The organism is Ruegeria sp. P8 (assembly GCF_056534665.1).
In genome coordinates, this window is record NZ_JBQERC010000002.1 from 29,486 (window position 1) to 53,431 (window position 23,946).

The window sequence follows — 23,946 nt, forward strand, 5'->3', positions numbered from 1 at the left end:
TCCGAGGGCGAAAAGTGACATTTTGTTTTGTCGACGAGGGCAAATAATCATGGAAAACAACATGGCTTTCACCATTCCGGCATGGGTTCCAGAGGGGGCGCAAAGATACCTTGCTCATACCGAAACCGGACGCTCGATCCGCGATATCGCGAGATCGGCAGGCTGCCATGCGTCAACCATCCTCCGGCAAATCCGGCGTATCGAGATGCGCCGTGACGATCCATTGGTGGATGCTGCTTTGCAATCGCTGGCAGAAACACATTTTTCCATGTCCAATGACGCAGGTGACGCGGTCGTGATCGCGGATGAAGCTGCCCAGGAAGAAGCGTTCGAAAGAGAAACATTGCGCATTTTGCGCCGCCTGAGTGAAACCGGTTCGGTTCTTGCCGTGGCTGAAGAAATGGACAAAGCGGTGGTCGTTCGCGACACCGGCAACGCCGGAGCGACCAGAACCGCGGTCGTCGATTGCCAGATCGCTCAGGCTCTGGCCTTAAAGGACTGGATTTCCTGCGATAACCCCGGTCGTATTTCACGGTATCGGATTTCTGCAGCTGGCCGAACGGCCCTGAGCCACCTGATTGCGAAAGCGGAAAACAAGGCGCGGGTGGGGACCGAATTTGGATTTGCCGAAGCCCAGTCGTTGTTTCAGTCTAAGACGTCGGCCGGGGCGGCTGACCGGATCAAGCGCATTCGCTATAGCGCCACCGAAAGCCCGTTGGTTGCCCTTGCACGCAGGCGTGACCGCGATGGTAAGCCATTTCTGGATGAATCGCTTGTCAGCGCCGGAGAGCGTTTGCGAGAAGATTTCGAATTGGCGCAGATTGGCCCACAGGTTTCACAGAACTGGGACCGGTTTCTAACGGCTGGTGGCCGTGGCTGTTATGACAGTGAAAGCCACGGAGGAAAGGGGTCGTCCGATGCGCGGGACCGCGTGGTGCGGGCATTGTCTGACCTTGGTCCCGGGTTAAGTGACGTTGCCCTGCGGTGTTGTTGCTATCTCGAAGGGTTGGAACTGGCGGAAAAGCGTATGGGCTGGTCCGCACGATCCGGCAAGATTGTTCTGCGGATCGCATTACAGCGGCTGAAACGCCACTATCAGGATCAGGCTGAACGCGACCGCATGATTGGCTGAAGGCACAAAAAAGGCCCGTCAAAACGGGCCTTTATTCGTCTTGTTAATACTCAGGCCAGTTCGGGCTCTGCCGTTGCCTGAAGATGTTTCATCAGGTTTTCGGGCGAAGACACGCCATAGGGATCTTCGGGGCAGTTATCCATCAGGCCAGGTTCTTCGAACCAGGATTCGACAACGCCGTCGTTTACGATGGCCGCATAACGCCATGACCGCATGCCAAAGCCCAGATTATCCTTGTCAACCAGCATACCCATTTTGCGGGTGAACTCGCCCGATCCATCCGGAATGACCTTTACGTTGGTCAGGCCCTGATCTTGCGCCCATTTGTTCATCACAAAGCTGTCGTTGACAGACATGCAGTAGATTTCATCGACACCCCGGGCAATGAAATCGCTATACCCGTTTTCAAAGCCGGGCAGTTGATATGTCGAGCAGGTGGGCGTGAACGCACCGGGCAACGAGAACAGGATCACGCGTTTTCCTGCAAAATAGTCAGCGGTGGACTTGTCTTCCCAACGGAATGGGTTTGGTCCTTCGATAGAGTCATCACGGACACGGGTGTGAAAGGTCACGTTGGGCAGAATTGCGCCGGATTTCATGGTCAAACTCCTGTGATTCACTTGTGATTTTGTTGTGACTTAAAACAGTTCTAAACTACCTTCAATCGACGAAACGCCGCATTCCGAATTAATAGTCTCTTCTCATTAGGCATTGAAAACATGCGGTAAAACGGGAATTTGGAATCGTGTTCTAATTCATGCACGGCGGCGTTGCATAGCGGCTATGCGCCGCTGGTGTAACACTGCGCATCTGTCTATGTTATGAGCGACAGGATTGACCCAAAGTCAGGAAAATTGCCCGTGCGAGATCTGAAGATCCCCGAACAGCGCCATCCGGAAAAAGCGCACCGCCCGGATAATGCGCAGCCCAAGAAACCGAACTGGATCAGGGTCAAGGCACCCGGCGGCAAAGGTTATGCAGATACGCGCCGGATCATGCGCGACAATAATCTGGTCACCGTCTGCGAAGAGGCAGGATGCCCCAATGTCGGCGAATGCTGGAGTCAGGGTCACGCCACCATGATGATCATGGGCGAGATTTGTACCCGTGGCTGCACATTCTGCAATATCGCTACTGGTCGCCCAGACGACCTTGACGCCTTTGAACCTGGGCGGGTGGCACATGCGGTCGAAAAACTTGGCCTGAACCATGTGGTTATCACCTCTGTCGACCGGGATGATCTGAGTGATGGAGGAGCCGAGCATTTTGCGCAGACCATCCGCGCGGTGCGGCACCGCTCTCCCAAAACCACGATTGAGATTCTGACACCCGATTTTCTGAAATGCGATGCGGATGTTCTGGAAATTGTGGTTCAGGCGAAGCCGGATGTCTTCAATCACAATCTGGAAACCGTACCGGGTTTGTACCCCGAGGTTCGCCCCGGTGCGCGGTACTTCCATTCCCTGCGTCTTTTGCAGCGGGTGAAAGAACTTGATCCGTCGATCTTTACCAAGTCTGGCATCATGGTTGGGCTTGGCGAAAACGAACAGCAGGTGCGCCAGGTCATGGATGATATGCGCGCGGCGGATATCGATTTTTTGACGATTGGCCAGTATCTGCAACCAACGCCGAAACACCACGGCGTTGATCGTTTCGTTACACCCGACGAGTTCGCGTCATACGAAAAGGCGGCATACGGCAAAGGCTTTCTGATGGTATCTGCGACACCTTTGACCCGGTCTTCTTATCACGCTGGTGACGATTTCACCCGACTGCGCGCGGCGCGTCTAGAAAAGCTACAAAAAGCGTGACGCCGGACCAGAGCGCGCGACTGACCCTTCTGCGCCACGAGTTGCATCAACATCCTGAACTTTCGGGGCAAGAAAAGAATACCGCAGCGCGGGTGGCTGAACTTGTGCACAAAGCGGGTGCTGACCATGTCTTGACCGGAATTGGTGGGCACGGAGTCGCCGCCGTTTTCGAAAGTGGCCAACCCGGTCCCACCTTGGGCATTCGCTGCGAATTGGATGGGTTGCCGATCCAGGAGTTGGCGGACCATTCCTATGTATCACAGGTCGTGGGCAAAGGGCATTTGTGCGGCCACGACGGGCATATGACAATGGTGCTGGGCGTGGCGTGTGGGTTGAAACATCAACGCCCTAAGAAGGGCCGCGTCGTATTGATTTTCCAGCCAGCCGAAGAGACCGGTCATGGTGCAATCGCTTTCCGGGCTGACCCTCAATTTGCCGGGGTTGCGCCCGACCTGGTGCTGTCTTTGCACAATCTACCGGGATTGGAGTTGGGGGCGGTCGAAATTTGCAGCGGTTCTGCCAATTGTGCCTCACGCGGGATGCAGATTGTTCTGACCGGAAAGACGTCACATGCTGCCGCTCCGCAAGATGGGGTGTCGCCTGCCGGTGCGCTGGCTAACCTGATGCCGGCTTTGACCGCGTTAGGCGGCGGCGGGGATCTGAATGACGGCTACGCGTTGACGACCGTCACACATGCCGCGTTGGGTGAGCGCACGGTCGGAGTAGCACCGGGGCGGGCCGAGCTGTGGGTGACGCTTCGCACCGTCACGGACGCGCGAATGGTGCAGCTGATCAGCGACGCTGAATCGTTGGTCCGTGAAATGGCCAAAGCCGAAGGACTGGCGGTCGAAATCAGTTATGACGAAGTGTTTGAGGCTTGTGCCAATCACCCGGAAGCAGTCTCGATCCTGTACACGGCCTGCACGGAGCAGGGCGTTGCTTGCAGGTTTGTCGATCAGCCACAGCGGTTTTCAGAAGATTTCGGCCAGTTTGGAAAAAGTGCGAAGGCCGCCATGTTCTGGTTGGGGTCGGGGAGCGACCATCCCCAGTTGCACAACCCGGACTATGACTTCCCGGATGCGCTTATCCCGATTGGGACCGGGATATTTCTTAAGGCCATAGAATCTATGCTCGGAAAAGCCATCTAGGGGCTAATTTTTCATTTTTATTAATAATTACAAGAGGTTGGGGCGAAGTATTCGTACAGCGCGACGTCAACTTTTTCTTCAGTTCAACCATGCTGTTGGTTGGACTGTGACAGATTCTTTATAGTAATCGAAAGAGTTACAACTCGGGTGTCTGGCCCGAAAGGAGCGGCAAATTGCCCGCTCAGCTATTCGTCTGTAAAGCGGACTTTGCCAATATAGGGCAGGTTGCGATTGCGTTGGGCGTAGTCAATTCCATATCCCACGACAAATTCGTCTGGAATCTCAAACCCGATCCAGTCTGATCGGAAATCCACTTCACGGCGGCTCGGCTTATCCAGCAGGGCAATGGATTTCAGGCGCGCGGGGTTACGGCTTTGCAGCAACTTGGTGACATGGTTCAACGTATGACCGGTGTCAACGATATCCTCGACAACCAGCACGTCGCGCCCTTCAATTGCGCCGCGCAAGTCTTTGAGAATACGAACTTCCCGGCTGCTCTCCATCGCGTCTCCGTAAGAAGAAGCTTCAAGGAAATCCACTTCGATCGGAAGGTCAAGTTCGCGCACAAGGTCGGCGATGAATACAAAGCTGCCGCGCAGCAGACCCACGACCACCAGCTTGTCGGTGTCTTTGAACTCTGCCGAAATGTCGCGACACAGCTCCTCGATTCGAGCAGCGATGGCCTTTGCCGAGATCATCTCATCTATCACATATGCGCGGTCAGTCATCGCAGCCCCCTTGATCTTTGGCGCGCAACATACGACATGACGCGCCATTGTCACCTGCAAATACCGGACATCATGCCTATCCATTCGGAAACCCGCCACCTGCCTTATACAGCCCAGCAGATGTACGACCTGGTTGCCGACGTGGCCAAGTACCCGCAATTTCTGCCGTGGTGCGCTGCTGCCCGCATTCGCAAGACCTATGCGCTGGAAGAGGCTGAGGTGATGGAGGCAGATCTGGTCATCTCGTTCAAGGTTTTCCGGGAACGATTTGGCAGCAAGGTAACCCTGTTTGCGGATCAAAAGAAAATCGACACCGAATACCTGGACGGCCCCTTCAAATACATGAAATCCGACTGGCAGTTCGAGGACGCGCCTGATGGGGGTTGCAACGTCTCGTTCCATGTGGACTTCGAATTCAAGAATGCCATCCTGCAAGGGATTATCGGCGTGGTATTCAACGAAGCCATGCATCGGATCGTGCGCGCGTTCGAGGCGCGCGCGCAACAACTCTACAGCTAGGTCTTTACCCTTGTCAGGCGCACGCTAGACTACGCGCATGACGGAATTTACAGCATCATTGGCCGCATTTGCGGCAGGCCCGGTTTCGACGTCGTCTCAGGCAAGAATCGTCACGTCGCTATCTGTTCTTGACTGGGTCGCTGTGGGCCGGGCAGGCGCGCGCGAACCCGTCTCAACCACGGTTCGCGAAATGATACTGTCCGAGGGCGGGAATCCTCAGGCACATCTCTTTGGCGGCGGCTCGGCACCGCTGCGTGGTGCGGCGTTGGTCAATGGCACGGTGTCCCACGCGCTGGATTACGATGACACGCATTTCGCCCATATCGGGCATCCTTCCGTCGCCATCCTGCCCGCAGCCCTTGCTGTGGCCGAATGGGATGACCTTATTCTAGTCGACATGCTCGAAGCCGCTTTGGTGGGCATGGAAACCTCAATCCGAATTGGCTTGTGGCTGGGGCGCGGCCACTATCAGGCAGGGTTTCACCAGACGGCAACATCCGGTGCCTTCGGGGCGGCAGTTGCTGTTGGTCGTTTGCTGGGGTTTAACGCAAACCAGATGCGAATGGTTCTGGGTCTGACGGCAACGCGTGCGGCGGGGCTGAAGGCGCAGTTCGGAACCATGGGCAAGCCGTATAACGCCGGACTTGCCGCCTCGGCAGGGGTCGAGACAGCATTGCTGGTGCAGCGCGGTTTTCATGCCAACGCCGACGCGCTGGAAGGTCCTTTTGGGTTTGGCGCAACGCATCAAGGCGCGGCAGACCAAACTGCTCTGGATGGGTTGGGCGATGAATGGCTGTTTGAAACGGTCAGCCACAAGTTTCACGCCTGTTGCCACGGTCTTCACGCCGCGCTGGAAGCCGCGCGGGAGTTGGACATAGCAGAACCGGAGGTCGCCGAGATCCAGATAAAAACGCATCCGCGCTGGATGAGTGTGTGCAATCAGCTGTCACCGACAACCGGACTGGGAGCCAAGTTTTCCTATCGGACAGTGATCGCGATGCAGGCACTGGGATATGATACGGCTTTGCCTGGCAGTTTCACTGACAAGGTCTGCCTTGACCCGCGTATTACGTCTTTGCGCGACTGCATCACGGTCGAGGCAGATGACAGCCTGTCAGAAACGCAGGCGCATCTGTCCCTGTTGCGTCGCGATGGCATTCGCCGCGAAGCAACGCATGATCTGCTGAACCCAATGTCGCTGTCTGACCGCGAGGATCGCGTGCGCGACAAAGCGACCAAGCTGATCGGCGCGGATGAGGCGGACACGATCTGGTCGATGCTGCGCACCGGGGGGCGTGCCCGCGATCTGGCCGAACGAATGGCGGGTTAAGCCACGCACCAGTGCAACGGAAAACCCGGGTCAAACACAGTGACCGGTCCATCGCCTGTGTCAATCCTTGAGGGATACGAAACGGGCTCACCCTTGGTCAGGGTGATCATATCCTGGTTCACCGGCAAGCGATAGAAACCTGGCCCGTTGAGCGACACAAAGCCTTCCAGCTTGTCCAATGCATCTTCCCGGTCAAACATTTCGGCGACCAAAGACATGGTGTTGGTCGCTGTGAAACAACCGGCACAGCCGCAAGCCATTTCCTTGTTGGCATCCGTGTGCGGGGCGCTGTCCGTGCCCAGAAAAAACCGCGCATCGCCCGATGTCGCGGCGGATAGCAGGGCCAGACGGTGTTCTTCGCGCTTGGCAACAGGAAGGCAATAGTAATGCGGTTTGATGCCACCAACCAGGATATGGTTGCGGTTGATAATCAGGTGATGCGCCGTGATCGTTGCACCCAGATCAACCGCGTTGGCTTTGACATAATCCACACCATTGGACGTGGTGATATGTTCCATCACCACACGCAGGCCAGGTGTCGATCTGCGGATCGGATCCAGAACACGGTCGATGAACACGGCTTCGCGGTCAAATATGTCGATCTCGGGATCCGTCACCTCGCCATGTACGCACATGGGTAAGCCGATTTCGGCCATCTTCTCAAGCACCGGGCGCACTTTGTCGAAATCGCGCACACCCGAGGCAGAGTTGGTCGTAGCCCCGGCAGGATACAGTTTGACGGCCTTGATCAGACCGCTGGCATGGGCTGCAGCGACATCTTCGGCATCTGTATCCTCGGTCAGATACAGGGTCATCAGCGGCTCGAACGTCATATCGTCGGGCAGGGCCGCCAGAATGCGGTCTCGATAGGCGGCGGCCTGGTCGCCGCGCACAACCGGCGGCACCAGGTTCGGCATAATGATCGCACGGGCGAAATGGCGCGCGGTTTCGGGCAGGACGGCCTGTAGCATCGCGCCATCGCGCAGATGCAGGTGCCAGTCGTCGGGGCGGCGGAGCGTAAGGGTGTCGGTCATGGCCTTCCGCTAGCATAGCTGTTGCGAAAGACCAACTGCGTCCGCGCAAGCCACAAAGAAAATCTTGTCAACCGACCTGAACGTCGTAGCTCTGACCAAGGTTGAGGCCTTGACGGCCAGACGGTTGCATGACCTGTTTATCCCTAAAGCAGAGAGGGGTTCCATGACACAGCCAGTTTCCATCGATGCCGTGCAGCAGATGCTGGGTCGTCAGGGCTATGTCTGCGGTCGCGCCCTTGCGACGGTTGTGTTCCTGTCGCTGAAACTTGGACGCCCGTTGTTTCTGGAAGGCGAGGCAGGGGTTGGAAAGACCGAGATCGCCAAGGCTCTGGCATCCGGGTTGAACCGGCGCCTGATCCGTCTGCAATGCTACGAAGGTCTGGATGCGTCCTCTGCCGTTTACGAATGGAACTTTCCGGCGCAGATGTTCGCGATCCGAACGGCCGAGGCCGCAGGTGGGGCCGACCGGGGCGCGTTGCAGACTGAACTGTTCTCGGACGAATACCTGATCGAACGCCCCTTGCTGCAGGCGATGCGCCCGGACGAAAACGGAGCACCAGTTCTGCTGATCGACGAACTGGACCGGACCGATGAGCCGTTTGAAGCGTTTCTGCTTGAAGCGCTTAGTGACTTTCAAGTCACCATCCCCGAACTTGGCACGATAAAAGCCCCCGAACCGCCCATCGTGATCGTCACCTCGAACCGGACGCGGGAGGTGCACGACGCGCTCAAGCGCCGTTGCCTCTATCACTGGGTCGATTACCCGAACTTCGAGCGTGAGATCGAAATCCTGCACGCCCGTGCGCCTGAAGCCGCGGAAGCACTCAGTCGCGAGGTTGTAGCCTTCGTTCAACGTTTGCGCACCGAGGATCTGTTCAAAAAACCCGGCGTGGCCGAGACCATTGACTGGGCGAAATGCCTGTTGGCGCTGAATGTGATGAACCTGAGCCCCGAGGTGATCGGGGATACGCTGGGTGCGATCCTCAAATATCAGGACGACATTCAAAAACTTCAGGGGTCCGAGGCAAAACGCATCCTCGACGAGGCCAAGGCCACGCTCGAACCGGTCTGATGTTTCATCTTTTTCCAAATACTCCAGGGGTATGGGGGCATAGCCCCCATAACGTCTGATGGCCGAACAACTTCCGCTGGATATCCCGGACTACCCAAAGCTGGCGCACAACATCACCCATTTTGCCCGCGCACTCAGAAAGGCTGGGCTGCCAATCGGACCCGGTCGTGTGATCGACGCAATTCGTGCGGTGCAGGCGGCAGGTTTTTCCGAGAAACAGGATTTCTACTGGACCTTACACGCCTGTTTCGTGAACCGCCCGGAACACCGCGTGGTTTTTGCGCAAGTCTTCCGAATGTACTGGCGAGATCCGCGTTACATGGAACACATGATGGCGATGATGCTTCCTGCAATTCGCGGCGTTCAGGAAGAACGCAAGGCCGATGCCGGTGAAAAGCGCGCAGCTGAGGCGCTGCTGGACGGGGTTGAGCGTGATTTGCCGGACGCTGCAGGACAAGAGGAAGACGAAACCGAGATCGAAATCGACGCAACCCAGACCGCATCGTCCGAGGAGCGGTTGCGCAATCTGGACTTCGAGCAGATGAGCACGGCCGAAATCGCGCAGGCCAAGCGCGTATTGGCGCGGATGACACTGCCAGTAAAGCCAATTGAATCACGCCGCGGGCAGACCAGCCATCTGGGGCACCGCATCGACCGTGCCCGCACCTTGCGCGCGGCCATGCGGCAAGGGGGTGAGTTGCGCGATATTGCCAGACTACAACCCAAACCGCGCTGGCCAAATCTTGTCGCACTTTGCGATATTTCCGGCTCGATGAGCCAGTACAGTCGGATCATCCTGCATTTCCTGCACACGGTATCGAACACCAAGGGAGCGGGGTGGGCCAAGGTCCATGCCTTCACATTCGGCACACGCCTGACCAACATAACGCGCCACCTGCACCAACGGGATGTAGACGCGGCACTTGCCGCCGCAGGTGCCGAGGCACAGGATTGGGAGGGCGGCACTCGTATCGGAGAGTGTCTGCATCAATTCAATCGGGACTGGTCACGCCGGGTGATGGGGCAAGGGGCGGTCGTTCTGCTGATCACCGACGGGCTCGAGCGGGGTGATCCCGAGCTCCTTAAGAAAGAGATTGAGCGTCTGCACCTTTCCTCAAAACGCCTGATCTGGCTGAATCCCTTGTTGCGTTGGGACGGGTTCGCGCCCAGGGCGCAAGGCGTCGCCGCGATGCTGCCGCATGTTGACAGTTTTCGCGCAGGGCATTCGATTGCCTCACTCGAAGACTTGGCCGCAGCGATTTCACAACCCGACGACCAGGGGCAGAAAGCACGGCTGATGGCCGCGCTTTCCGACTAGCCGATTACGACAGTTGCTCTTCGTTGCACTTGCGGGCCATCTCCATGGCTTTGTAAGTGCCTGTCAGATCGACCGTGAAGGCATAGGATGTCTCGGGGAACACGATCATGACCTTTTTCTTTGCCAGATCATCCGCGAACTGAGGGCTGTCCGACAGGACATAACCACCGGAATAGCCTTTGGTGATGTTGCCTTTCATGCCGGTCGCTTCACCCAGATAGATGTTGTCGCCCAGCAGGATGGCGACTTCTTGCGTCTCGCCACGTTTGATATCGGTTTCAGCCTTGGTGAACACGCCGACATATCCCACACCGCGATCTTCGGTCAGACCCATCTGAACGACGTTTTCCGCATCATCAACGGCCTCGATCAGGCAGGATTTCTTTTCATTGTCGATGAAGACTTTCCAGCCTTCAACCTCTCCATAGCGTTGGAATGTGTCAGCCCACGCTGCGGTTGAAGTCAAAAGACCAACTGCCGCGCCCAGTGCAAGAATACGTTTCAACTGCATGTCTCCGATCTATGAATTGTTTGGTATGCAAGCCAGACCCGATGCCGGTTGCCTGTACAAGCTAGAACTCGGGTCACAAACAATCAATGCTATGATTTGTTGAATATCTTTCAGGCCGTGGCGTTGCCTAATGGGGTCCAATATAGACCTTTTGGTAAGCTTGGTGCGCTTTTCATCCCGCAAATCCCGCTTATGTTGGTGTAATAGGTCATCCAGAGGTTCCGATGAAGCGATTCGACAACAGTCCTGAAACGGCGCTTGACTGGCACCGCAGCGGGCGCGGCGCGGCGCTCGCTACAGTTGTCGAAACCTGGGGCAGTGCGCCGCGGCGGGTGGGATCCCAATTGGTGATTGGTGGCGATGGTCGGATCGAAGGTTCCGTTTCTGGTGGATGTGTCGAAGGTGCTGTTATCGTCGAGGCGCTTGAAGCCATTGACGAAGGCGAAGCGCGTTTGCTTGAATTCGGGGTCAGTGACGACGATGCCTTTGCGGTTGGTTTGGCTTGTGGGGGGACCATACGCATTCTTGTCGAACCCATAGGACAAGTCCTGCCCGAACCTATGTTGGCGGAACTGGTTGCCGCTCGGACCGCTCGTGCACCCATTGCCTACGAAGTCAATGTCGAGACCGGGCGCAGGGCGTTGCGCCGCAATGCTTATGCCGACAGGCTGCGCATGGATCGGTCAGGGTTCGAAGAAGATGGCCAGACCTTTGTCGCAGTGCACAACCCGCCGCTAAGGTTGCTGGTCGTTGGGGCGGTTCACATTGCGCAGGCTCTGGTGCCGATGGCGCGGATTGCGGGCTACGATCCAACCATCATCGACCCACGTGACGCCTTCGCGTCCAGTGCGCGTTTTCCCGGCGAAACGATCCTGACGGATTGGCCGGATGAAGCCGTTGCGAAGCTGGGATTGGACGCGCGGACCGCGATTGTCTTGCTGACACATGACCCAAAACTTGATGATCCGGCGCTACAAGCCGCATTGGACGCCGATGTGTTCTATATTGGTGCATTAGGGTCAACACGCACCCATGCCAAGCGCATTGAGCGTATGAAAGCGGCCGGTTTCACCGATGCGCAAATCTCTGGCATTCATGGGCCCATTGGCTTGGATATCGGGGCCGCCGGTCCCTCGGAAATCGCGGTTGCGATACTGGCGCAAATCACTGCAGTTCTTCGAGGGAAATCATGAAATTTGGACCTGTGCCGGTGTCCCGGGCAGAGGGGGCCATTCTGGCGCATTCGGTTACAGCGGATGGGCGAAAGCTTCGCAAAGGGCTTGAATTGCGCTCGGAACATGTGGAGCAACTGGAAAAGGCTGGTCTAAACGAGGTCATTGTTGCCCGGTTGGATACCGGTGATTGCCATGAAGATCAGGCTGCGCGCAAGCTGGCGTCTGCGCTGGCACCTGATCCAGCTTCAGCCAACTTGCGGGTAACCGAGGCATTTACCGGGCGGGTAAACCTTTTGGCCGACGGGCCTGGGGTTGCCGTGCTTGATGTTCGTGCACTTGAATTGTTCAATCTGGTCAATCCGATGATTACCGTTGCGACCGTTCCGCAGTATCAGCAAATGGGGGCGAACGGCATAGTGGCGACCATCAAGGTCATCTCATACGCTGTGCCAGAGGCTGATGTTCGGCGCGCCGCCGGGCTGGCACAAGGGGCTGTGCGTTTGGCGCGGCCTGTTCATCGGACAGCCGGGCTTGTTGTCACGGAAATTCCCGGTGGCCCACCGAACGATAAGGGGATTGCGGCCATTCGGGGACGGGTCGACGCATTGGGAATGGAGCTTGCGCAGGTGCAGATTGTTCCGCATCGAACAGATACTTTGACCAGCGCGATTTCTAAGGGGAAGGGTGATCTGCTAATGATATTGACGGGTTCGGCCACCTCGGATCCCAACGATGTCGCACCGTCGGCCGTTCGGCAGGCCGGTGGGACGATTGATCGCTTTGGTATGCCGGTTGATCCGGGAAACCTTCTGTTTCTGGGGGACCTGCAAGGCCGACCTGTGATCGGTTTGCCGGGATGCGCCCGCTCTCCAGCGTTGAATGGGGCGGATTGGGTGCTGTCGCGTGTCGCATGCGGGATTGAAACAACAGGCGCAGATATTGCCGGAATGGGTGTTGGCGGATTGCTGAAGGAAATCCCAACCAGACCCCAGCCGCGGGCGAAACGAAACGACTGACCGCCGCCAAGGTCCGCGATATCGCGTATGTACTATTGATATTCTAGGGTTTTCTCATCCTTGGCAAAACGCCGGGCCGCCAATACGCGCCGGTGTCCTCCCGCGCTTTTTGAAACTGTTCGACCCTATCCCGTGCAGCTTCGCCCCCTGCATCAAAGAGATGACCGAGCAGGCATTCCAGAACCGCCATCGCGCCGGAAAAGCTTGAAAACGGATGTAATGTGCGGGTGCTGACGGGCAGAACCACATCCGGGTTGACGCCGGGGGCAATCACCTCGCTATCCGACAGCAGTACAATCTTTATGGCCCTGTCGCGGGCAAAGCGCATCGACTGGATCGTATCTGCGGAGTAGGGATGGACCGTGATGGCAAACAAACAATCCTCGGACGTGGCCTCGACCAGGTCATCGATGGCCGAGCCCATGTGCCGAGGTATCAGCTGTAATCCGGGATGGGCCATGCGCCCCGCGTAGTGAAAATAATAGGCCAGCGCATGACTGGACCTTGTGGCGGTCACATAACAACGACGTGCAGACACCATGTATTCAACGGCACGCTTGGCCAAATTCGGCTCCATCAGACGCAGAGAGCGGGACACAACATTCATCTCATTGCGCGCGAATCTGGCCTGTGCGCCGTGGAAAGGGTCTTGTCCGGGTGATGTGGTTAGCCACCCATGACCTATCCTGTCTTCGCTGTCTGTTGTGAGGGCAAGGCGAAATGGGTGGCGGAAGGCGTCAAAACTGTCGAAACCCATACGCTGTGCCAGTCGAACAAGAACACTGGTGCTGATGCCGATCCGGTCAGCGGTCACCCGGACCGGGTTCAGGCCGAAATCACCGGGATGGTCGATGATATATTTCGCCGCGACTTGCATCTGCGCAGGCATCTCGTCGATCTCGCGCCGAATTTGGCTGGTCAAGGCTGCAAGGGTGGGTGCCATACCAAAAAGAAACATATGTTTTCTTTAGTGTAAATTGAAAACGTCATCCAGCGAATCTAACTGAAGGCAAAGACTTGGGTGGTGCTATGACATCAAAAACAACTGACAGCTTGGACAGGCCCTACATTCTGGTTGCGCCAAACGGTGCCCGGGGGAACGCGTTGGATCATCCCGCCTTGCCGCTCAGGATTGACCAGATCGTCATATCTGCACGGGATTGCCATGCCGCAGGTGCGGACGGGTTGCATCTGCATATTCGAGATGCAGACGGACGGCATTCACTGGACGCCGGATTGTACCGGGAAACGCTTGCGGAATTGCAGCGAGAGGTTCCAAAAATGGAGCTACAGATCACGACCGAAGCCGTTGGGCGGTTTGACGTAGCATCGCAACTGGACTGTTTGCAAAAGGTGCGACCTGAATGGGCCTCAATCTCGGTGCGTGAAATCGCCCGCGACCTTAACCTTGCACCCAGGGTCTATGCACAATGCGCGGATCAGGGCACACGGGTTCAGCACATTTTGTATGATGCAGAGGACGCACGATTACTGGACCATTGGCGCGCTCAGGGCATCGTACAGGCGAACCAGACAGACCGTTTGCTTGTTCTGGGGCGATACAGCGATGGACAGCAATCTATGCCAGCCGATCTCGAGGCTTTTCCAAAAAGCCCGGCTCGTTGGATGGTGTGCGCCTTTGGTGCGCAAGAACATGCCTGTCTGGCCGAGGCTGCACGACGCGGTGGTGACGTGCGGGTTGGGTTTGAAAACAGTCTGACGGGGCCGGATGGCAGACCTTGGGCAGATAACGCGGCTTCGGTCGCAGCATTAGTTGAATTGCTTGGAAGGGCAAAGAAATGAGTCATGTTTTCCCACGTCACACGAAATCGGACCTCCCCGTCGCGGTTGGCGGCGATGGCTGTTATCTGATTGATGCAGAGGGCAAGCGATACCTGGATTGCGGTGATGCCGCGGTATCATGTCTGGGTCATTCGAATCAGGCCGTGATCCAAGCGGTACAGCAACAGGTGGAACAGATCGCTTTTGCACATACCGGGTTCATGACATCGGAACCGGCCGAGGCTTTGGCCGAATTGTTGATCCGGCATGCACCGGGGGATCTGGACCGTGTGTATTTTGTTTCGGGCGGGTCGGAGGCGACCGAAGCGGCGATCAAACTGGCGCGCCAATATTTTCTAGAAATCGGACAACCTGAACGCCGTCACGTTATCGCGCGAAAGCAAAGCTATCACGGCAACACTTTGGGGGCTTTGTCCGCAGGGGGTAACGCATGGAGACGGGCACAATTCGCTCCGATGCTGATCGAGATGACCCATATCTCTGCCTGCTACGAATATGCTGAAAAACCGGAAGACGAGAGCAGTTTTGACTACGGCCAGCGTGTGGCGAATGAATTGGAAACTGAAATCCTGCGGCTGGGTCCCGATACGGTCATGGCATTTATGGCCGAACCAGTGGTCGGGGCCACCCTTGGCGCAGTTCCTGCGGTTGAAGGATATTTCAAGCGTATTCGCGAGATTTGCGACCACTATGGTGTGTTGCTGATCTTGGATGAGGTGATGTGCGGTATGGGCCGAACCGGTCACATGTTTGCCTGCGATCATGACGGTATCGAACCGGATATTCTTTGTATTGCCAAGGGGTTGGGGGCTGGATATCAACCAATCGGAGCCATGCTGTGCACCGGTAAAATCTATGACGCGATCCGCGATGGATCAGGGTTTTTCCAGCATGGGCACACCTATGTCGGTCATCCGGTCGCCACAGCCGCCGCATTGGCGGTGGTCCGTGAGTTGACCGAACGGGATTTACCTGCGCGTGCCGGGGTCATGGGCAACAAGCTGCAATCTGCCCTTGAGGCAGCATTCGGACAGCACCCGAACGTGGGAGATATCCGTGGTCGTGGGTTGTTCCGAGGTGTTGAACTGGTCGTTGACCGTGACACCAAGGAACCTTTTGATCCATCACGCGGCATCGCAGGTAAGGTGAAAAAGGCAGCACTGGCTGAAGGGTTGATTTGCTATCCCATGGCAGGCACGCGGGATGGCCGGAACGGCGATCACGTCCTGCTGGCGCCGCCTTTTATCATCGAAGAGGAACAGATAGGCGAACTCGTCAGCAAACTGGAACGCGCCATTTCCGCCGTGCTTTGACATTACCGTGAGCGCACTGTTCGCCCGCAGGTTATTTGTTAGTGTCGCGGGAGAAGTATCTGAAAAGGCGAAATCAATGGCGCTGGATATTTGGCGCAGTTTCCGCGCGCTTCCCCTTTGGGTGCAGATCTGGGTGGCCGTAATATTGGTGCCGGTTAATTTGGTTCCGCTTGCTTTCCTGGATCAGCCGCAGGGGATGCTCATCGCTGTTCTGGCGATTACCGGTATGGCGCTGAACATACCCATCATGGCGGTTGCGCGCGGGATGAGCGGTGCGATGGCTTTGCCGCACATTCTGTGCTGGGTTCCACTGGTTGTCATCGTAACGCTTTTGTTGTTTTCCGATGCGACCCTGAGCATTGCCTTTATCAAGTTTCTTTGGGTGCTTCTGATCGTTGACATAATTTCCTTGCTTTTCGACTTCAGAGATGCGGTCAACTGGTTACGAAGCAGACGCGCGACCTGAACGAAAAAGCCCCTTCGGCAGCGAAGGGGCTTTGATCGTTTCTGTCTTTTAAGCGGATTACTTATGCGGAAGCGGGCCGATCATCATGACCATCTGACGGCCTTCCATCTTTGGCATGTTTTCGATCTTGCCGACCTCTTTGATGTCCTCGGCCACACGTTCCAGCAATTCGCGACCCAGGTTCTGGTGCGCCATTTCACGGCCGCGAAAGCGCAGGGTGACTTTGACCTTGTCGCCCTTTTCCAGAAACTTAAAGACGTTCTTCATTTTGACGTCATAGTCATGCGTATCTGTGTTCGGTCGGAACTTGACCTCTTTCACTTCGATGACTTTTTGTTTTTTGCGCGCTTCGTTTTCGCGTTTTTGCGTTTCGTACTTGTACTTGCCGAAATCCATGATCTTGCAGACCGGTGGGTTCGCATTGGGCGAGATTTCGACCAGATCAAGACCTGCATCTGCGGCCATCTGCATGGCTTTGGCGGGATGAACCACCCCGACGTTTTCACCTTCGGCGCCAATCAGGCGAATTTCGGGGGCACGGATCTTATCATTGACGCGCGGGCCTGTGTCTCTCTGTGGCGGCGCGTTGTGAGGTCTGCGAGCTATGGGTTCATTCCTTTGATGATTGCAGAATTTCGAGCCCGGAATTTAAACCGGGCAGAGCCGCACTTCAAGCGGCATAAATACAGGGTAATGCGAAAAAACTTGTTTTCTGCCGGTGTTTTTCGCGTTCAGGGTGGCAAAGCCCTGAACGCAGGGTTGCTTTAGCCGACAAAGGCTTTTTCGATCACGAACTCCTTGGGTTCCGAGTTGGCACCTTCACGCAATCCAAACCCTTCGAGGATTTCCTTGATATCTAGGTTGAAAGCCAACGAACCGCATACCATTGCACGGTCGGTTTCGGGCTTGATGCCACCGTCAATACCCAAGTCGGAAAACACGGTGCCGTCCTGAAGCAAAGTGGTGATGCGACCCATCTTTGGGCTCTCTTCCCGTGTGGTGGTCGGGTAATAGCGGATCTTGTCGGCAAATCCTTCACCGATCAGTTCGGCCAACAGTTCGTCCTGACGGATGCTGTCGATCAGCTGACGGCCATATTCCAGCTCTGCCACTTCGCGGCAGGTGTGGGTGATGATGACCTCGTCATAGTCCTCATAGGTCTGCGGTTCACGCAGCAGCGAGGCAAAAGGCGCAAAGCCGGTGCCGGTCGCAAAAAACCACAGGCGCTTGCCGGGCAGCAGGGCGTCATGCACCAATGTGCCAACCGGTTTGGGACGCAGGATAATCTGGTCACCCGGTTTGATATGTTGCAACTTCGAGGTCAGCGGGCCGTTCTGAACCTTGATCGAATAAAACTCCAGCTCTTCATCCCACGAGGGCGAGGCGATGGAATAGGCGCGCAGCAACGGCTTGCCGTTGTCGCCCAGAAGACCAATCATCACAAACTCGCCCGAACGGAAACGCAGCGAGGCCGGGCGCGACACCTTGAATGAAAACAGGCTGTCGGTCCAGTGTTTGACTTCGGTTACAGTTTGCGCATCCGGAAGGACGGGGACTTTTACGGCGGTTGCTTCGCTCACGGGCTTCATCTCTGTCATCGTTTACCTGCCGGTCTGCTAAACCGACATCTCCGTTTAATCTTTGATCCAAGTCAGGAAAAGGGGACAGATTGCCCCCTTTGCGTCACAGGCTGGCAATCGCGGGATCAGCCGCGCAGGCGGGCCTGATAGTTATTCTCTTTCCAGTTCGCGCGGGCCAGCCACTGATCCTCGGGTTGGCGGTCTGCCAGTTCTCCGTCGATCTCGACCTCGTCAAAGCCGCTGCGGCGCGCCATGGCGTATTGATCGGCAAGCACATGCCCTTTGGCGCGCAGCCGGCCTTTGTAGCCCTTCAGGCGCAATGTGCGAGCGATGGTAAATCCGCGACCATCTGCGAAAGACGGGAAGTCTACCCGAACCAGCCTCGTGCCGCCCAACCGGTCAAACAGTTCGTCCGGGTCTGTCTCCGAGCTCACGTCTAGCGCGACCACGTCATTGGCGGCATCATCCAGAGTGACAAAGCCGTCGGTCCAGTCATCAGGCGAAAAGCCCTCATCCGTTACGATTACGTTCATGTTTTCTCTCCGATGCGCATCATCTTGCCATCGACAAAATGGATGCCGCATTCTTCCTTGTTCTGGTCGCGCCACCGTCCGGCGCGGGGGTCTTCGCCCTCTTTGACAGGCGAAGTGCAGGGCGCACAGCCGATCGAAGGGTATCCTTTGGCCACCAGCGGATGCCGGGGCAGGTTGTTTTCTTCCATATAGGCCCGCACATCCTCGGGCGCCCAATGGGCGAGCGGGTTGACCTTGATCCGGCCTGTACCATCTTCGACCTCGAAGAATTCCAGCGCAGCGCGCGTGCCTGCCTGAAACCGCTTGCGTCCGGTTATCCAGCCATCGAACCCCACCAGCGCTCTTTGCAGCGGGAAAGTCTTGCGCAGGTTACAACATGCATCGGTGTCGCGCAGGCGCAATGCGCCGTATGGGTCTTCGCGTTCAACCTCTGCATCCTCGGCCCGGATGATGCGAATGTTGGTAAGCCCCAGACGCTCGCTCACCTCCTGCTGGTATTCCAGCGTTTCGGTGAACAGCATTTGCGTGTCCACGAAAAGAACGGGCGTTGCCTTGTTCACCACCGCCGCCATGTGCAACAGAACGACGGATTCCGCACCAAAGCTCGAGACCAGAGCAAGCTCATCGATCTCATCAATCGCTCCATGCATGACATCATGGGCGCTGTGGTGCCGGAACCGGGCATTCAGGTCTTCGACACGTTCAGTCAGTTCGTGTCTGTCCCAGCCCAGTTCCGTCTGGATCAGGTCAAGCGGCATTTGCGCGGGCCTCGGGGTAGAGGGCGTCTTTGAACGGCGCCATGCCCACCCGGCGATATGTTTCCAGGAATGTCTCCTCTGCGCTTGCACGCTGGTTCAGATAGGTGTCGACAATGCGCTCGACGGCAGGAACGATTTCGTCATAGGCAAAGCCCGGACCGGTGCGATCACCAATTGCCGCAGTTTCGGTCGCATCGCCACCCAGAGTGATCTGGTAATTTTCCACGCCTGCGCGGTCCAGACCCAGAATGCCGATATGGCCGACATGGTGATGACCACAGGCGTTGATGCAGCCTGAGATCTTGATCTTCAGGTGGCCGATGTCATGCTCGAGCTTCAGGTCCTCGAACCGTGTTGCAATTTCCTGAGCAACCGGGATCGAACGCGCCGTCGCCAGCGCGCAATAATCCATACCCGGGCAGGCGATGATGTCGCTGATCAGACCGATGTTGGCGGTGGCCAGTTCGTATTCCTTCAGCTTGGCGTGGATCGCGGGCAGGTCCGATTTGTGGACATGCGGTAGGATCACGTTCTGCTCGTGGCTGATGCGCAGCTCGTCATAGGCGAATTCTTCGGCCAGATCGGCCATAACGCGCATTTGCTCGGCAGTTGCATCGCCCGGTGTTGCTCCATGCTTCTTGATCGAGATCGTGACGATCGCATGGTCCGCGTTCTTGTGCGGCGCGATGTTGGTGTCGACCCACGACCGGAAGACCGGATCGTTGGTATAGGTGCTTTCAAACGACGCGACCGAGCCTTCACGGTAGGCAGGTGGTGCAAAGTGGCCCTTGATCTCTTCCAGCAGGTTCATATCCGCGCCTTTGAACTGCGGGCGGACCTTCAGGAAGCGTTCGTTGACCTTGGCGCGGATAGCGTCGATGCCATGCTCGTGCACGGTGATCTTGATACGTGCCTTGTACTTGTTGTCGCGGCGACCAATCTGGTTCCATACGGAAACTGTGGCCTCCAGATAGGCCAGCAGGTCGTCAAAGGCGACGAACTCGGACAATTCCTTGCCGATCATGGGCGTACGGCCAAGGCCACCACCAACAATGACGCGAGCGCCCAGAACGCCGTCACGTTCGACCAGTTGCAGGCCGATGTCATGCGCTTTGATCACGGCACGGTCATTTTCTGAACCGGTGATGGCGATCTTGAACTTGCGCGGCATGAACTGGAATTCGGGGTGGTCGGTCGACCACTGGCGTAGCAGTTCGGCATAGGGGCGCGGATCTGCGACCTCGTCCGCTGCGGCACCGGCGAAATGGTCGGCGGTCACGTTGCGGATGGTGTTGCCCGAGGTCTGGATGGCGTGCATGCCAACCTCGGCCAGCGCGTCCAGCATATCCGGTACGTCGTTCAGCTTTGGCCAGTTGTACTGGATGTTCTGACGCGTGGTGAAATGGCCATAGCCTTTGTCCCACTTCTCGGCCAGCAGCGCCAGTTGACGCATCTGCGCACTGTTCAGCGTGCCGTAGGGAATGGCGACACGCAGCATGTAGGCATGCAGTTGCAGATACAGCCCATTCATCAGGCGCAGCGGCTTGAATTCGTCTTCGGTCAACGAGCCGTCAATGCGACGCTCGACCTGGGCACGGAACTGCGCGTTACGTTCTGCCAAAAATGCTGTGTCGAACTCGGAGTAGCGATACATGTCTAGCTGTCCTTGTTTGCAGCCCCGAACCTAGGGGCCTTGAAAGGGGAGAGAGATGGCCAGAGGTCAGGCCCGGGGCTGCTGGGAAGTTTCCTGTTTGCCGTGGGCATAGTTGGACGGACCAGTCCGGCGGAAATCTTCCCGAAAATGGGTGGGTTCTGGGCCGTTTTTGCCAGCAACGGCATCGGCCAGATAGGCGCCCACGACTTTATTTGCCTGACGCGCCGCATCCAGCAGACGCACCTGTGCATGTGCTTCGTCAGTGATCAGTTCCGCCTGCGACAGATCACGCGTCCAACTGTCATCATCGGTCTGGTAAATGACGTCACCTACCAGCAAGTCATTTGCGGTGACGACTTTGGGGGTAAAAGCGCGGGCCATCAGGCAAGCTCCTTGTTGAATTCGGTTACGGCCTGCGTCGCTTCGCGCGGGGCAAGGCCATAGAATGTCAGGGCCGGTCCGTCCATTTCGGCGGCGGCCAGGTCGGCGGGCAGTTGATCCAGTGTGGTGGCCAGTATCCGCTGGTTCGGACGCGAAGCGTTTTCGACCAGTGTGACAGGGGTGGCGCGATCGGCGCCATGCATGATCAGGCGACCCTGGATAAAGCGGGCAGATTTCTTGCCCATATAGATCGCAGCAACCGAACCGGCCCTTGCCAGGGCATTCCAGTCATGATCGGCAAAACCTTTCATGTCGTGCCCGGTCAGAAACCGCACCGAGGAATTCCGGCCGCGTTGAGTCAGACTTTGGCCGATTCCAGCCACCGCGGCAGATGCCGCCGTGATACCGGGAACGATCTGCCACGAAATTCCAGCCGCCTCGACGGCCTCGATCTCTTCATCCAGACGGCCAAAGACAGTGGGATCGCCAGACTTAAGGCGGACCACGCGGTTACCATTCAAGGCATATTCGACCAAAAGCGCGTCGATATCACTTTGCTTCCAGGATGGGCCGAACCCGGCTTTGCCGACATCAACCAAGGCGGCGCTTTGACCGGCTATGTCCAGTACGGGTTCACTGATAAGGCGGTCATGCAGCACAACATCAGCCCGCTCAAACGCAGTCAGCGCCTTGAGCGTCAGTAACTCAGGATCGCCCGGACCTGCGCCGACAAAGTCGACATGTCCTTTGGGGCCTGTTGTGCGAACGTCCTGCATCGGATCATCTCGGGTGTGGTTTGACTTGACCCTCAATATAGGAAATATTCCCACCAAAGTGCCATATGGGCGCTCAAATAAGGACAAACGTTCCATCGAAACGAAAATTTGGAACGAATTCTTCGATGTGGAAGGAATATTGGAATGTCGGTGCGGATAGATGATACGGATCGGAAAATTCTGGCCGAGCTGCAACGCGATGCAGGGCAGTCACTGGACGAAATAGCGGCTCGTGTCGGCAGTTCAAAGACGCCTGTCTGGAATCGAATACGCAAGCTCAAGAGTGCGGGAATCATTGGTCAGCAAACGGTTTTGCTGGATGCCGAAGCGCTAGGGTTTGAGGCGACTTTCTTTGTTTTGATCCGCACGTCGGAACACGAGGCTGAGTGGCAGCGCAAGTTCCTTAAGGCATTGCGCGAACATCCCGAAGTGCAGGAGGCGCATCGGCTGGCAGGCGACATCGATTATATTCTCAAGGTTCGGGTCAAGAACGCGCGCGCCTATGATCAATTCTACCAGTCTCTGATTTCGGAAGTGCGGGTGCACAACGTGACCGCGCTTTTGTCTATGGAAGAAATCAAGTCCACAACGATGCTTCCCCTCAACGCATTGGTTGAAGGGGCATAGAAGGCAGGTGCTGCCAGCGCCGGATCGATCCGCGCCTTATATAGGTCAGACCTGAACCATTAACCGTTCCAGACCATGGAAGTGATAGCTGTCTGAGTAGGTCGGCGGATCGGCAAGCCGCAGGTTCGGGCAGCTGTTGAACAGAATGGGCAGGGCTATGCGCATTTCCAACCTTGCCAAAGGGGCGCCGACGCAGAAGTGGATGCCTCCACCAAAACTTGTGTTGACCTCAATCGAGCGCGTCGGAACAAACCTTTCGGGTTCATCCCAGACGGTAGGGTCGCGGTTTGCAGCGCCAAGCAAAAGCGCGACCTGATCACCGCGCCTGAACGAATGCCCAAATATGTCAACGTCTTCATACGCATAGCGTGTGAACATGTGTAGGGGCGGGTCATAGCGCAGGATTTCTTCAATCGTTGCGTCGATCTGGTCCGGGCCTAGAACGTCGGGGCTGGTATGTGTTTGCAACAGGGTTTTCACACCGTTCGCCAGCGAATGCACCGTTGCTTCGTGACCTGCATTCAACAGCAAGATGCATGTTGCGACCAGTTCGTCGATGGACAGCTTTTCGCCTTCCTTCTCGGCGCTGATAAGCCGGGTGATCAAATCGTCACGCGGATCGTTGCGTCGTTGTTTAATGTATCCCAACAGGAAATCCGTGAACTCCTGAGAGGACTTGGCGGCCTTATCCTCGGTCGCCTGTGTCCGGTTGGCCTGATACATCGCGACCATGTCATGCGACCACTGCAACAGGTTGGGCGCCATGTCTTCGGGAACGCCCAACAGTCGGCAGATAGTTATCACCGGGACCTGAGTGCAATAAGCGCTCAGCAGATCGAAAGGTGTATTCGGAAACGCCTCGACAAGACTGTGGCATAGCGATTCTATGGAAGGCTGCAACGCAGATATTTCCCGCGACGTGAAAGCGCGCATAACAAGCGCCCTTAGGCGGGTATGTCGCGGGGGTTCAGCTTCAAGCAGCGAATGGGCTTCGATAGCCAGCCAGGGGGCCAAATGGGCGGGGCCCTGTATCGCGCATTCAGGCGGAACTTCCCGCCCAAACCGGCGGTCGCGAAGAAGTGCCCGCACGGCACGGCAGGACGTCGCAGCAGCCATATCGTAGTCGCGCCAATAGAACAGATCACCAGCAGCGCGGGCCTGATCATAGAAAGGGTAGGGGTTCTGAACGAAACCCGGGTCTGTCGGGGATTGCGAGAATGACTTCATGCGACGCACACTTGCCACGAGCCGCGTTGAATGC

The 23,946-nt window shown here is 56.8% G+C and carries 25 protein-coding genes and 1 pseudogene; 13 read left to right on the plus strand and 13 right to left on the minus strand.

Translation table 11 applies throughout. The features are described from left to right. The first annotated feature begins 49 nt into the window (after positions 1-49). Positions 50-1,132, plus strand: coding sequence for a DUF6456 domain-containing protein (locus tag ACR0BZ_RS03495; RefSeq protein ID WP_480919476.1), 1,083 nt, complete (start codon positions 50-52; stop codon positions 1,130-1,132). A 50-nt stretch (positions 1,133-1,182) separates the two neighbouring features. On the opposite strand, the gene ACR0BZ_RS03500 is transcribed toward ACR0BZ_RS03495, so the two are convergent. Further along, a complete protein-coding gene (locus ACR0BZ_RS03500; protein WP_480558540.1) occupies positions 1,183-1,731 on the minus strand; it encodes a redoxin family protein in 549 nt (182 codons plus the stop codon). A gap of 261 nt (positions 1,732-1,992) precedes the next feature. On the opposite strand from ACR0BZ_RS03500, the gene lipA reads away from it, so the two are divergent. Both lipA and ACR0BZ_RS03510 read left to right on the plus strand, forming a co-directional pair. Next, positions 1,993-2,943: a lipoyl synthase gene (lipA, locus tag ACR0BZ_RS03505; RefSeq protein ID WP_480481175.1), complete on the plus strand. Its 951-nt coding sequence runs from the start codon at positions 1,993-1,995 to the stop codon at positions 2,941-2,943. Further along, a complete protein-coding gene (locus ACR0BZ_RS03510; RefSeq protein ID WP_480919477.1) occupies positions 2,940-4,091 on the plus strand; it encodes an amidohydrolase in 1,152 nt (383 codons plus the stop codon). The genes lipA and ACR0BZ_RS03510 overlap by 4 nt, the downstream gene beginning before the upstream one ends. Positions 4,092-4,276: 185 nt before the next feature. On the opposite strand, the gene hpt is transcribed toward ACR0BZ_RS03510, so the two are convergent. Continuing rightward, positions 4,277-4,819 carry a hypoxanthine phosphoribosyltransferase gene (hpt, locus tag ACR0BZ_RS03515; protein ID WP_267365856.1) on the minus strand — a complete coding sequence of 181 codons (543 nt, stop codon included), beginning with the start codon at positions 4,817-4,819 and terminating at the stop codon, positions 4,277-4,279. Between the two features lie 72 nt (positions 4,820-4,891). On the opposite strand from hpt, the gene ACR0BZ_RS03520 reads away from it, so the two are divergent. Continuing rightward, complete coding sequence (locus ACR0BZ_RS03520) at positions 4,892-5,338, plus strand: type II toxin-antitoxin system RatA family toxin (RefSeq protein ID WP_480481682.1); 447 nt, start codon at positions 4,892-4,894, stop codon at positions 5,336-5,338. A 37-nt stretch (positions 5,339-5,375) separates the two neighbouring features. Beyond that, a complete protein-coding gene (locus tag ACR0BZ_RS03525) occupies positions 5,376-6,668 on the plus strand; it encodes an MmgE/PrpD family protein (RefSeq protein WP_480564986.1) in 1,293 nt (430 codons plus the stop codon). On the opposite strand, the gene pyrC is transcribed toward ACR0BZ_RS03525, so the two are convergent. Continuing rightward, the gene (gene pyrC, locus ACR0BZ_RS03530) at positions 6,665-7,702 is read right to left on the minus strand and encodes a dihydroorotase (RefSeq protein ID WP_480919478.1); all 1,038 of its coding nucleotides are present in this window, start codon (positions 7,700-7,702) and stop codon (positions 6,665-6,667) included. The genes ACR0BZ_RS03525 and pyrC overlap by 4 nt on opposite strands. A 163-nt stretch (positions 7,703-7,865) precedes the next feature. Between pyrC and ACR0BZ_RS03535 the strand changes: the two genes are divergently transcribed. Together ACR0BZ_RS03535 and ACR0BZ_RS03540 are read left to right on the plus strand one after the other, a co-directional pair. Next, positions 7,866-8,774, plus strand: a complete 909-nt coding sequence (locus tag ACR0BZ_RS03535; protein WP_480919479.1) for an AAA family ATPase — start codon at positions 7,866-7,868, stop codon at positions 8,772-8,774. Positions 8,775-8,832: 58 nt separating this feature from the next. After that, positions 8,833-10,092 carry a vWA domain-containing protein gene (locus tag ACR0BZ_RS03540; protein WP_480919480.1) on the plus strand — a complete coding sequence of 420 codons (1,260 nt, stop codon included), beginning with the start codon at positions 8,833-8,835 and terminating at the stop codon, positions 10,090-10,092. A gap of 4 nt (positions 10,093-10,096) precedes the next feature. On the opposite strand, the gene ACR0BZ_RS03545 is transcribed toward ACR0BZ_RS03540, so the two are convergent. Beyond that, on the minus strand, positions 10,097-10,603 hold the full coding sequence (locus tag ACR0BZ_RS03545; protein WP_480505374.1) for a hypothetical protein: 507 nt from the start codon (positions 10,601-10,603) through the stop codon (positions 10,097-10,099). Between the two features lie 224 nt (positions 10,604-10,827). On the opposite strand from ACR0BZ_RS03545, the gene ACR0BZ_RS03550 reads away from it, so the two are divergent. Together ACR0BZ_RS03550 and ACR0BZ_RS03555 are read left to right on the plus strand one after the other, a co-directional pair. Further along, positions 10,828-11,796 carry an XdhC family protein gene (locus tag ACR0BZ_RS03550; protein ID WP_480558529.1) on the plus strand — a complete coding sequence of 323 codons (969 nt, stop codon included), beginning with the start codon at positions 10,828-10,830 and terminating at the stop codon, positions 11,794-11,796. Continuing rightward, positions 11,793-12,794, plus strand: coding sequence for a molybdopterin-binding protein (locus ACR0BZ_RS03555; RefSeq protein ID WP_480919481.1), 1,002 nt, complete (start codon positions 11,793-11,795; stop codon positions 12,792-12,794). Before ACR0BZ_RS03550 ends, ACR0BZ_RS03555 begins: the two co-directional genes overlap by 4 nt. A gap of 43 nt (positions 12,795-12,837) precedes the next feature. On the opposite strand, the gene ACR0BZ_RS03560 is transcribed toward ACR0BZ_RS03555, so the two are convergent. After that, positions 12,838-13,737, minus strand: coding sequence for a MurR/RpiR family transcriptional regulator (locus ACR0BZ_RS03560; protein WP_480919482.1), 900 nt, complete (start codon positions 13,735-13,737; stop codon positions 12,838-12,840). An 86-nt stretch (positions 13,738-13,823) separates the two neighbouring features. Here ACR0BZ_RS03560 and ACR0BZ_RS03565 point away from each other — a divergent pair, with 86 nt between their 5' ends. The 3 genes from ACR0BZ_RS03565 to ACR0BZ_RS03575 all read left to right on the plus strand — a co-directional run bounded on the left by ACR0BZ_RS03565 (position 13,824) and on the right by ACR0BZ_RS03575 (position 16,376). Further along, complete coding sequence (locus ACR0BZ_RS03565) at positions 13,824-14,597, plus strand: beta-keto acid cleavage family enzyme (RefSeq protein ID WP_480919483.1); 774 nt, start codon at positions 13,824-13,826, stop codon at positions 14,595-14,597. After that, the gene (locus ACR0BZ_RS03570; RefSeq protein ID WP_480481149.1) at positions 14,594-15,910 is read left to right on the plus strand and encodes an aspartate aminotransferase family protein; all 1,317 of its coding nucleotides are present in this window, start codon (positions 14,594-14,596) and stop codon (positions 15,908-15,910) included. The genes ACR0BZ_RS03565 and ACR0BZ_RS03570 overlap by 4 nt, the downstream gene beginning before the upstream one ends. Before the next feature lie 76 nt (positions 15,911-15,986). Continuing rightward, positions 15,987-16,376, plus strand: a complete 390-nt coding sequence (locus tag ACR0BZ_RS03575; protein ID WP_480481147.1) for a hypothetical protein — start codon at positions 15,987-15,989, stop codon at positions 16,374-16,376. A 57-nt stretch (positions 16,377-16,433) separates the two neighbouring features. On the opposite strand, the gene infC is transcribed toward ACR0BZ_RS03575, so the two are convergent. From infC to cobA, 7 genes and pseudogenes are all read right to left on the minus strand, one after another. Next, positions 16,434-17,024 (minus strand): translation initiation factor IF-3, encoded by a 591-nt coding sequence (infC, locus tag ACR0BZ_RS03580; RefSeq protein WP_480492811.1) that lies wholly within the window; start codon positions 17,022-17,024, stop codon positions 16,434-16,436. A 116-nt stretch (positions 17,025-17,140) separates the two neighbouring features. Further along, the gene (locus ACR0BZ_RS03585) at positions 17,141-17,974 is read right to left on the minus strand and encodes a ferredoxin--NADP reductase (RefSeq protein WP_480537754.1); all 834 of its coding nucleotides are present in this window, start codon (positions 17,972-17,974) and stop codon (positions 17,141-17,143) included. Positions 17,975-18,081: 107 nt separating this feature from the next. After that, positions 18,082-18,489 (minus strand): DUF934 domain-containing protein, encoded by a 408-nt coding sequence (locus ACR0BZ_RS03590; protein ID WP_267365587.1) that lies wholly within the window; start codon positions 18,487-18,489, stop codon positions 18,082-18,084. Then, positions 18,486-19,247 carry a phosphoadenylyl-sulfate reductase gene (locus tag ACR0BZ_RS03595; protein WP_480919484.1) on the minus strand — a complete coding sequence of 254 codons (762 nt, stop codon included), beginning with the start codon at positions 19,245-19,247 and terminating at the stop codon, positions 18,486-18,488. Before ACR0BZ_RS03595 ends, ACR0BZ_RS03590 begins: the two co-directional genes overlap by 4 nt. Next, a complete protein-coding gene (locus ACR0BZ_RS03600; RefSeq protein WP_480919485.1) occupies positions 19,237-20,901 on the minus strand; it encodes a nitrite/sulfite reductase in 1,665 nt (554 codons plus the stop codon). The genes ACR0BZ_RS03595 and ACR0BZ_RS03600 overlap by 11 nt, the downstream gene beginning before the upstream one ends. Positions 20,902-20,967: 66 nt before the next feature. Continuing rightward, positions 20,968-21,282 carry a DUF2849 domain-containing protein gene (locus ACR0BZ_RS03605; protein WP_480919486.1) on the minus strand — a complete coding sequence of 105 codons (315 nt, stop codon included), beginning with the start codon at positions 21,280-21,282 and terminating at the stop codon, positions 20,968-20,970. Further along, positions 21,282-22,028 (minus strand): annotated as a pseudogene (cobA, locus tag ACR0BZ_RS03610) (uroporphyrinogen-III C-methyltransferase); the annotation flags it as partial. The pseudogene cobA and the gene ACR0BZ_RS03605, both read right to left, overlap by 1 nt. Before the next feature lie 174 nt (positions 22,029-22,202). Between cobA and ACR0BZ_RS03615 the strand changes: the two are divergent. After that, on the plus strand, positions 22,203-22,685 hold the full coding sequence (locus tag ACR0BZ_RS03615) for an Lrp/AsnC family transcriptional regulator (protein ID WP_267365581.1): 483 nt from the start codon (positions 22,203-22,205) through the stop codon (positions 22,683-22,685). Positions 22,686-22,730: 45 nt separating this feature from the next. Here the strand turns inward: ACR0BZ_RS03615 and ACR0BZ_RS03620 are convergent, their stop codons facing one another. Next, the gene (locus ACR0BZ_RS03620; RefSeq protein WP_480919487.1) at positions 22,731-23,912 is read right to left on the minus strand and encodes a cytochrome P450; all 1,182 of its coding nucleotides are present in this window, start codon (positions 23,910-23,912) and stop codon (positions 22,731-22,733) included. Positions 23,913-23,946 lie beyond the last annotated feature (34 nt).

What these genes read in the sequence shown, in the direction of transcription:
- ACR0BZ_RS03495 (WP_480919476.1), top strand. Translation starts at nt 50, where the DNA reads ATGGAAAACAACATGGCTTTCACCATTCCGGCATGGGTTCCAGAGGGG.
- ACR0BZ_RS03500 (WP_480558540.1), bottom strand. Translation starts at nt 1,731, where the DNA reads ATGAAATCCGGCGCAATTCTGCCCAACGTGACCTTTCACACCCGTGTC.
- hpt (WP_267365856.1), bottom strand. Translation starts at nt 4,819, where the DNA reads ATGACTGACCGCGCATATGTGATAGATGAGATGATCTCGGCAAAGGCC.
- ACR0BZ_RS03520 (WP_480481682.1), top strand. Translation starts at nt 4,892, where the DNA reads ATGCCTATCCATTCGGAAACCCGCCACCTGCCTTATACAGCCCAGCAG.
- ACR0BZ_RS03525 (WP_480564986.1), top strand. Translation starts at nt 5,376, where the DNA reads ATGACGGAATTTACAGCATCATTGGCCGCATTTGCGGCAGGCCCGGTT.
- pyrC (WP_480919478.1), bottom strand. Translation starts at nt 7,702, where the DNA reads ATGACCGACACCCTTACGCTCCGCCGCCCCGACGACTGGCACCTGCAT.
- ACR0BZ_RS03535 (WP_480919479.1), top strand. Translation starts at nt 7,866, where the DNA reads ATGACACAGCCAGTTTCCATCGATGCCGTGCAGCAGATGCTGGGTCGT.
- ACR0BZ_RS03540 (WP_480919480.1), top strand. Translation starts at nt 8,833, where the DNA reads ATGGCCGAACAACTTCCGCTGGATATCCCGGACTACCCAAAGCTGGCG.
- ACR0BZ_RS03545 (WP_480505374.1), bottom strand. Translation starts at nt 10,603, where the DNA reads ATGCAGTTGAAACGTATTCTTGCACTGGGCGCGGCAGTTGGTCTTTTG.
- ACR0BZ_RS03550 (WP_480558529.1), top strand. Translation starts at nt 10,828, where the DNA reads ATGAAGCGATTCGACAACAGTCCTGAAACGGCGCTTGACTGGCACCGC.
- ACR0BZ_RS03555 (WP_480919481.1), top strand. Translation starts at nt 11,793, where the DNA reads ATGAAATTTGGACCTGTGCCGGTGTCCCGGGCAGAGGGGGCCATTCTG.
- ACR0BZ_RS03560 (WP_480919482.1), bottom strand. Translation starts at nt 13,737, where the DNA reads ATGGCACCCACCCTTGCAGCCTTGACCAGCCAAATTCGGCGCGAGATC.
- ACR0BZ_RS03565 (WP_480919483.1), top strand. Translation starts at nt 13,824, where the DNA reads ATGACATCAAAAACAACTGACAGCTTGGACAGGCCCTACATTCTGGTT.
- ACR0BZ_RS03570 (WP_480481149.1), top strand. Translation starts at nt 14,594, where the DNA reads ATGAGTCATGTTTTCCCACGTCACACGAAATCGGACCTCCCCGTCGCG.
- ACR0BZ_RS03575 (WP_480481147.1), top strand. Translation starts at nt 15,987, where the DNA reads ATGGCGCTGGATATTTGGCGCAGTTTCCGCGCGCTTCCCCTTTGGGTG.
- ACR0BZ_RS03585 (WP_480537754.1), bottom strand. Translation starts at nt 17,974, where the DNA reads ATGACAGAGATGAAGCCCGTGAGCGAAGCAACCGCCGTAAAAGTCCCC.
- ACR0BZ_RS03590 (WP_267365587.1), bottom strand. Translation starts at nt 18,489, where the DNA reads ATGAACGTAATCGTAACGGATGAGGGCTTTTCGCCTGATGACTGGACC.
- ACR0BZ_RS03595 (WP_480919484.1), bottom strand. Translation starts at nt 19,247, where the DNA reads ATGCCGCTTGACCTGATCCAGACGGAACTGGGCTGGGACAGACACGAA.
- ACR0BZ_RS03600 (WP_480919485.1), bottom strand. Translation starts at nt 20,901, where the DNA reads ATGTATCGCTACTCCGAGTTCGACACAGCATTTTTGGCAGAACGTAAC.
- ACR0BZ_RS03605 (WP_480919486.1), bottom strand. Translation starts at nt 21,282, where the DNA reads ATGGCCCGCGCTTTTACCCCCAAAGTCGTCACCGCAAATGACTTGCTG.
- ACR0BZ_RS03615 (WP_267365581.1), top strand. Translation starts at nt 22,203, where the DNA reads ATGTCGGTGCGGATAGATGATACGGATCGGAAAATTCTGGCCGAGCTG.
- ACR0BZ_RS03620 (WP_480919487.1), bottom strand. Translation starts at nt 23,912, where the DNA reads ATGAAGTCATTCTCGCAATCCCCGACAGACCCGGGTTTCGTTCAGAAC.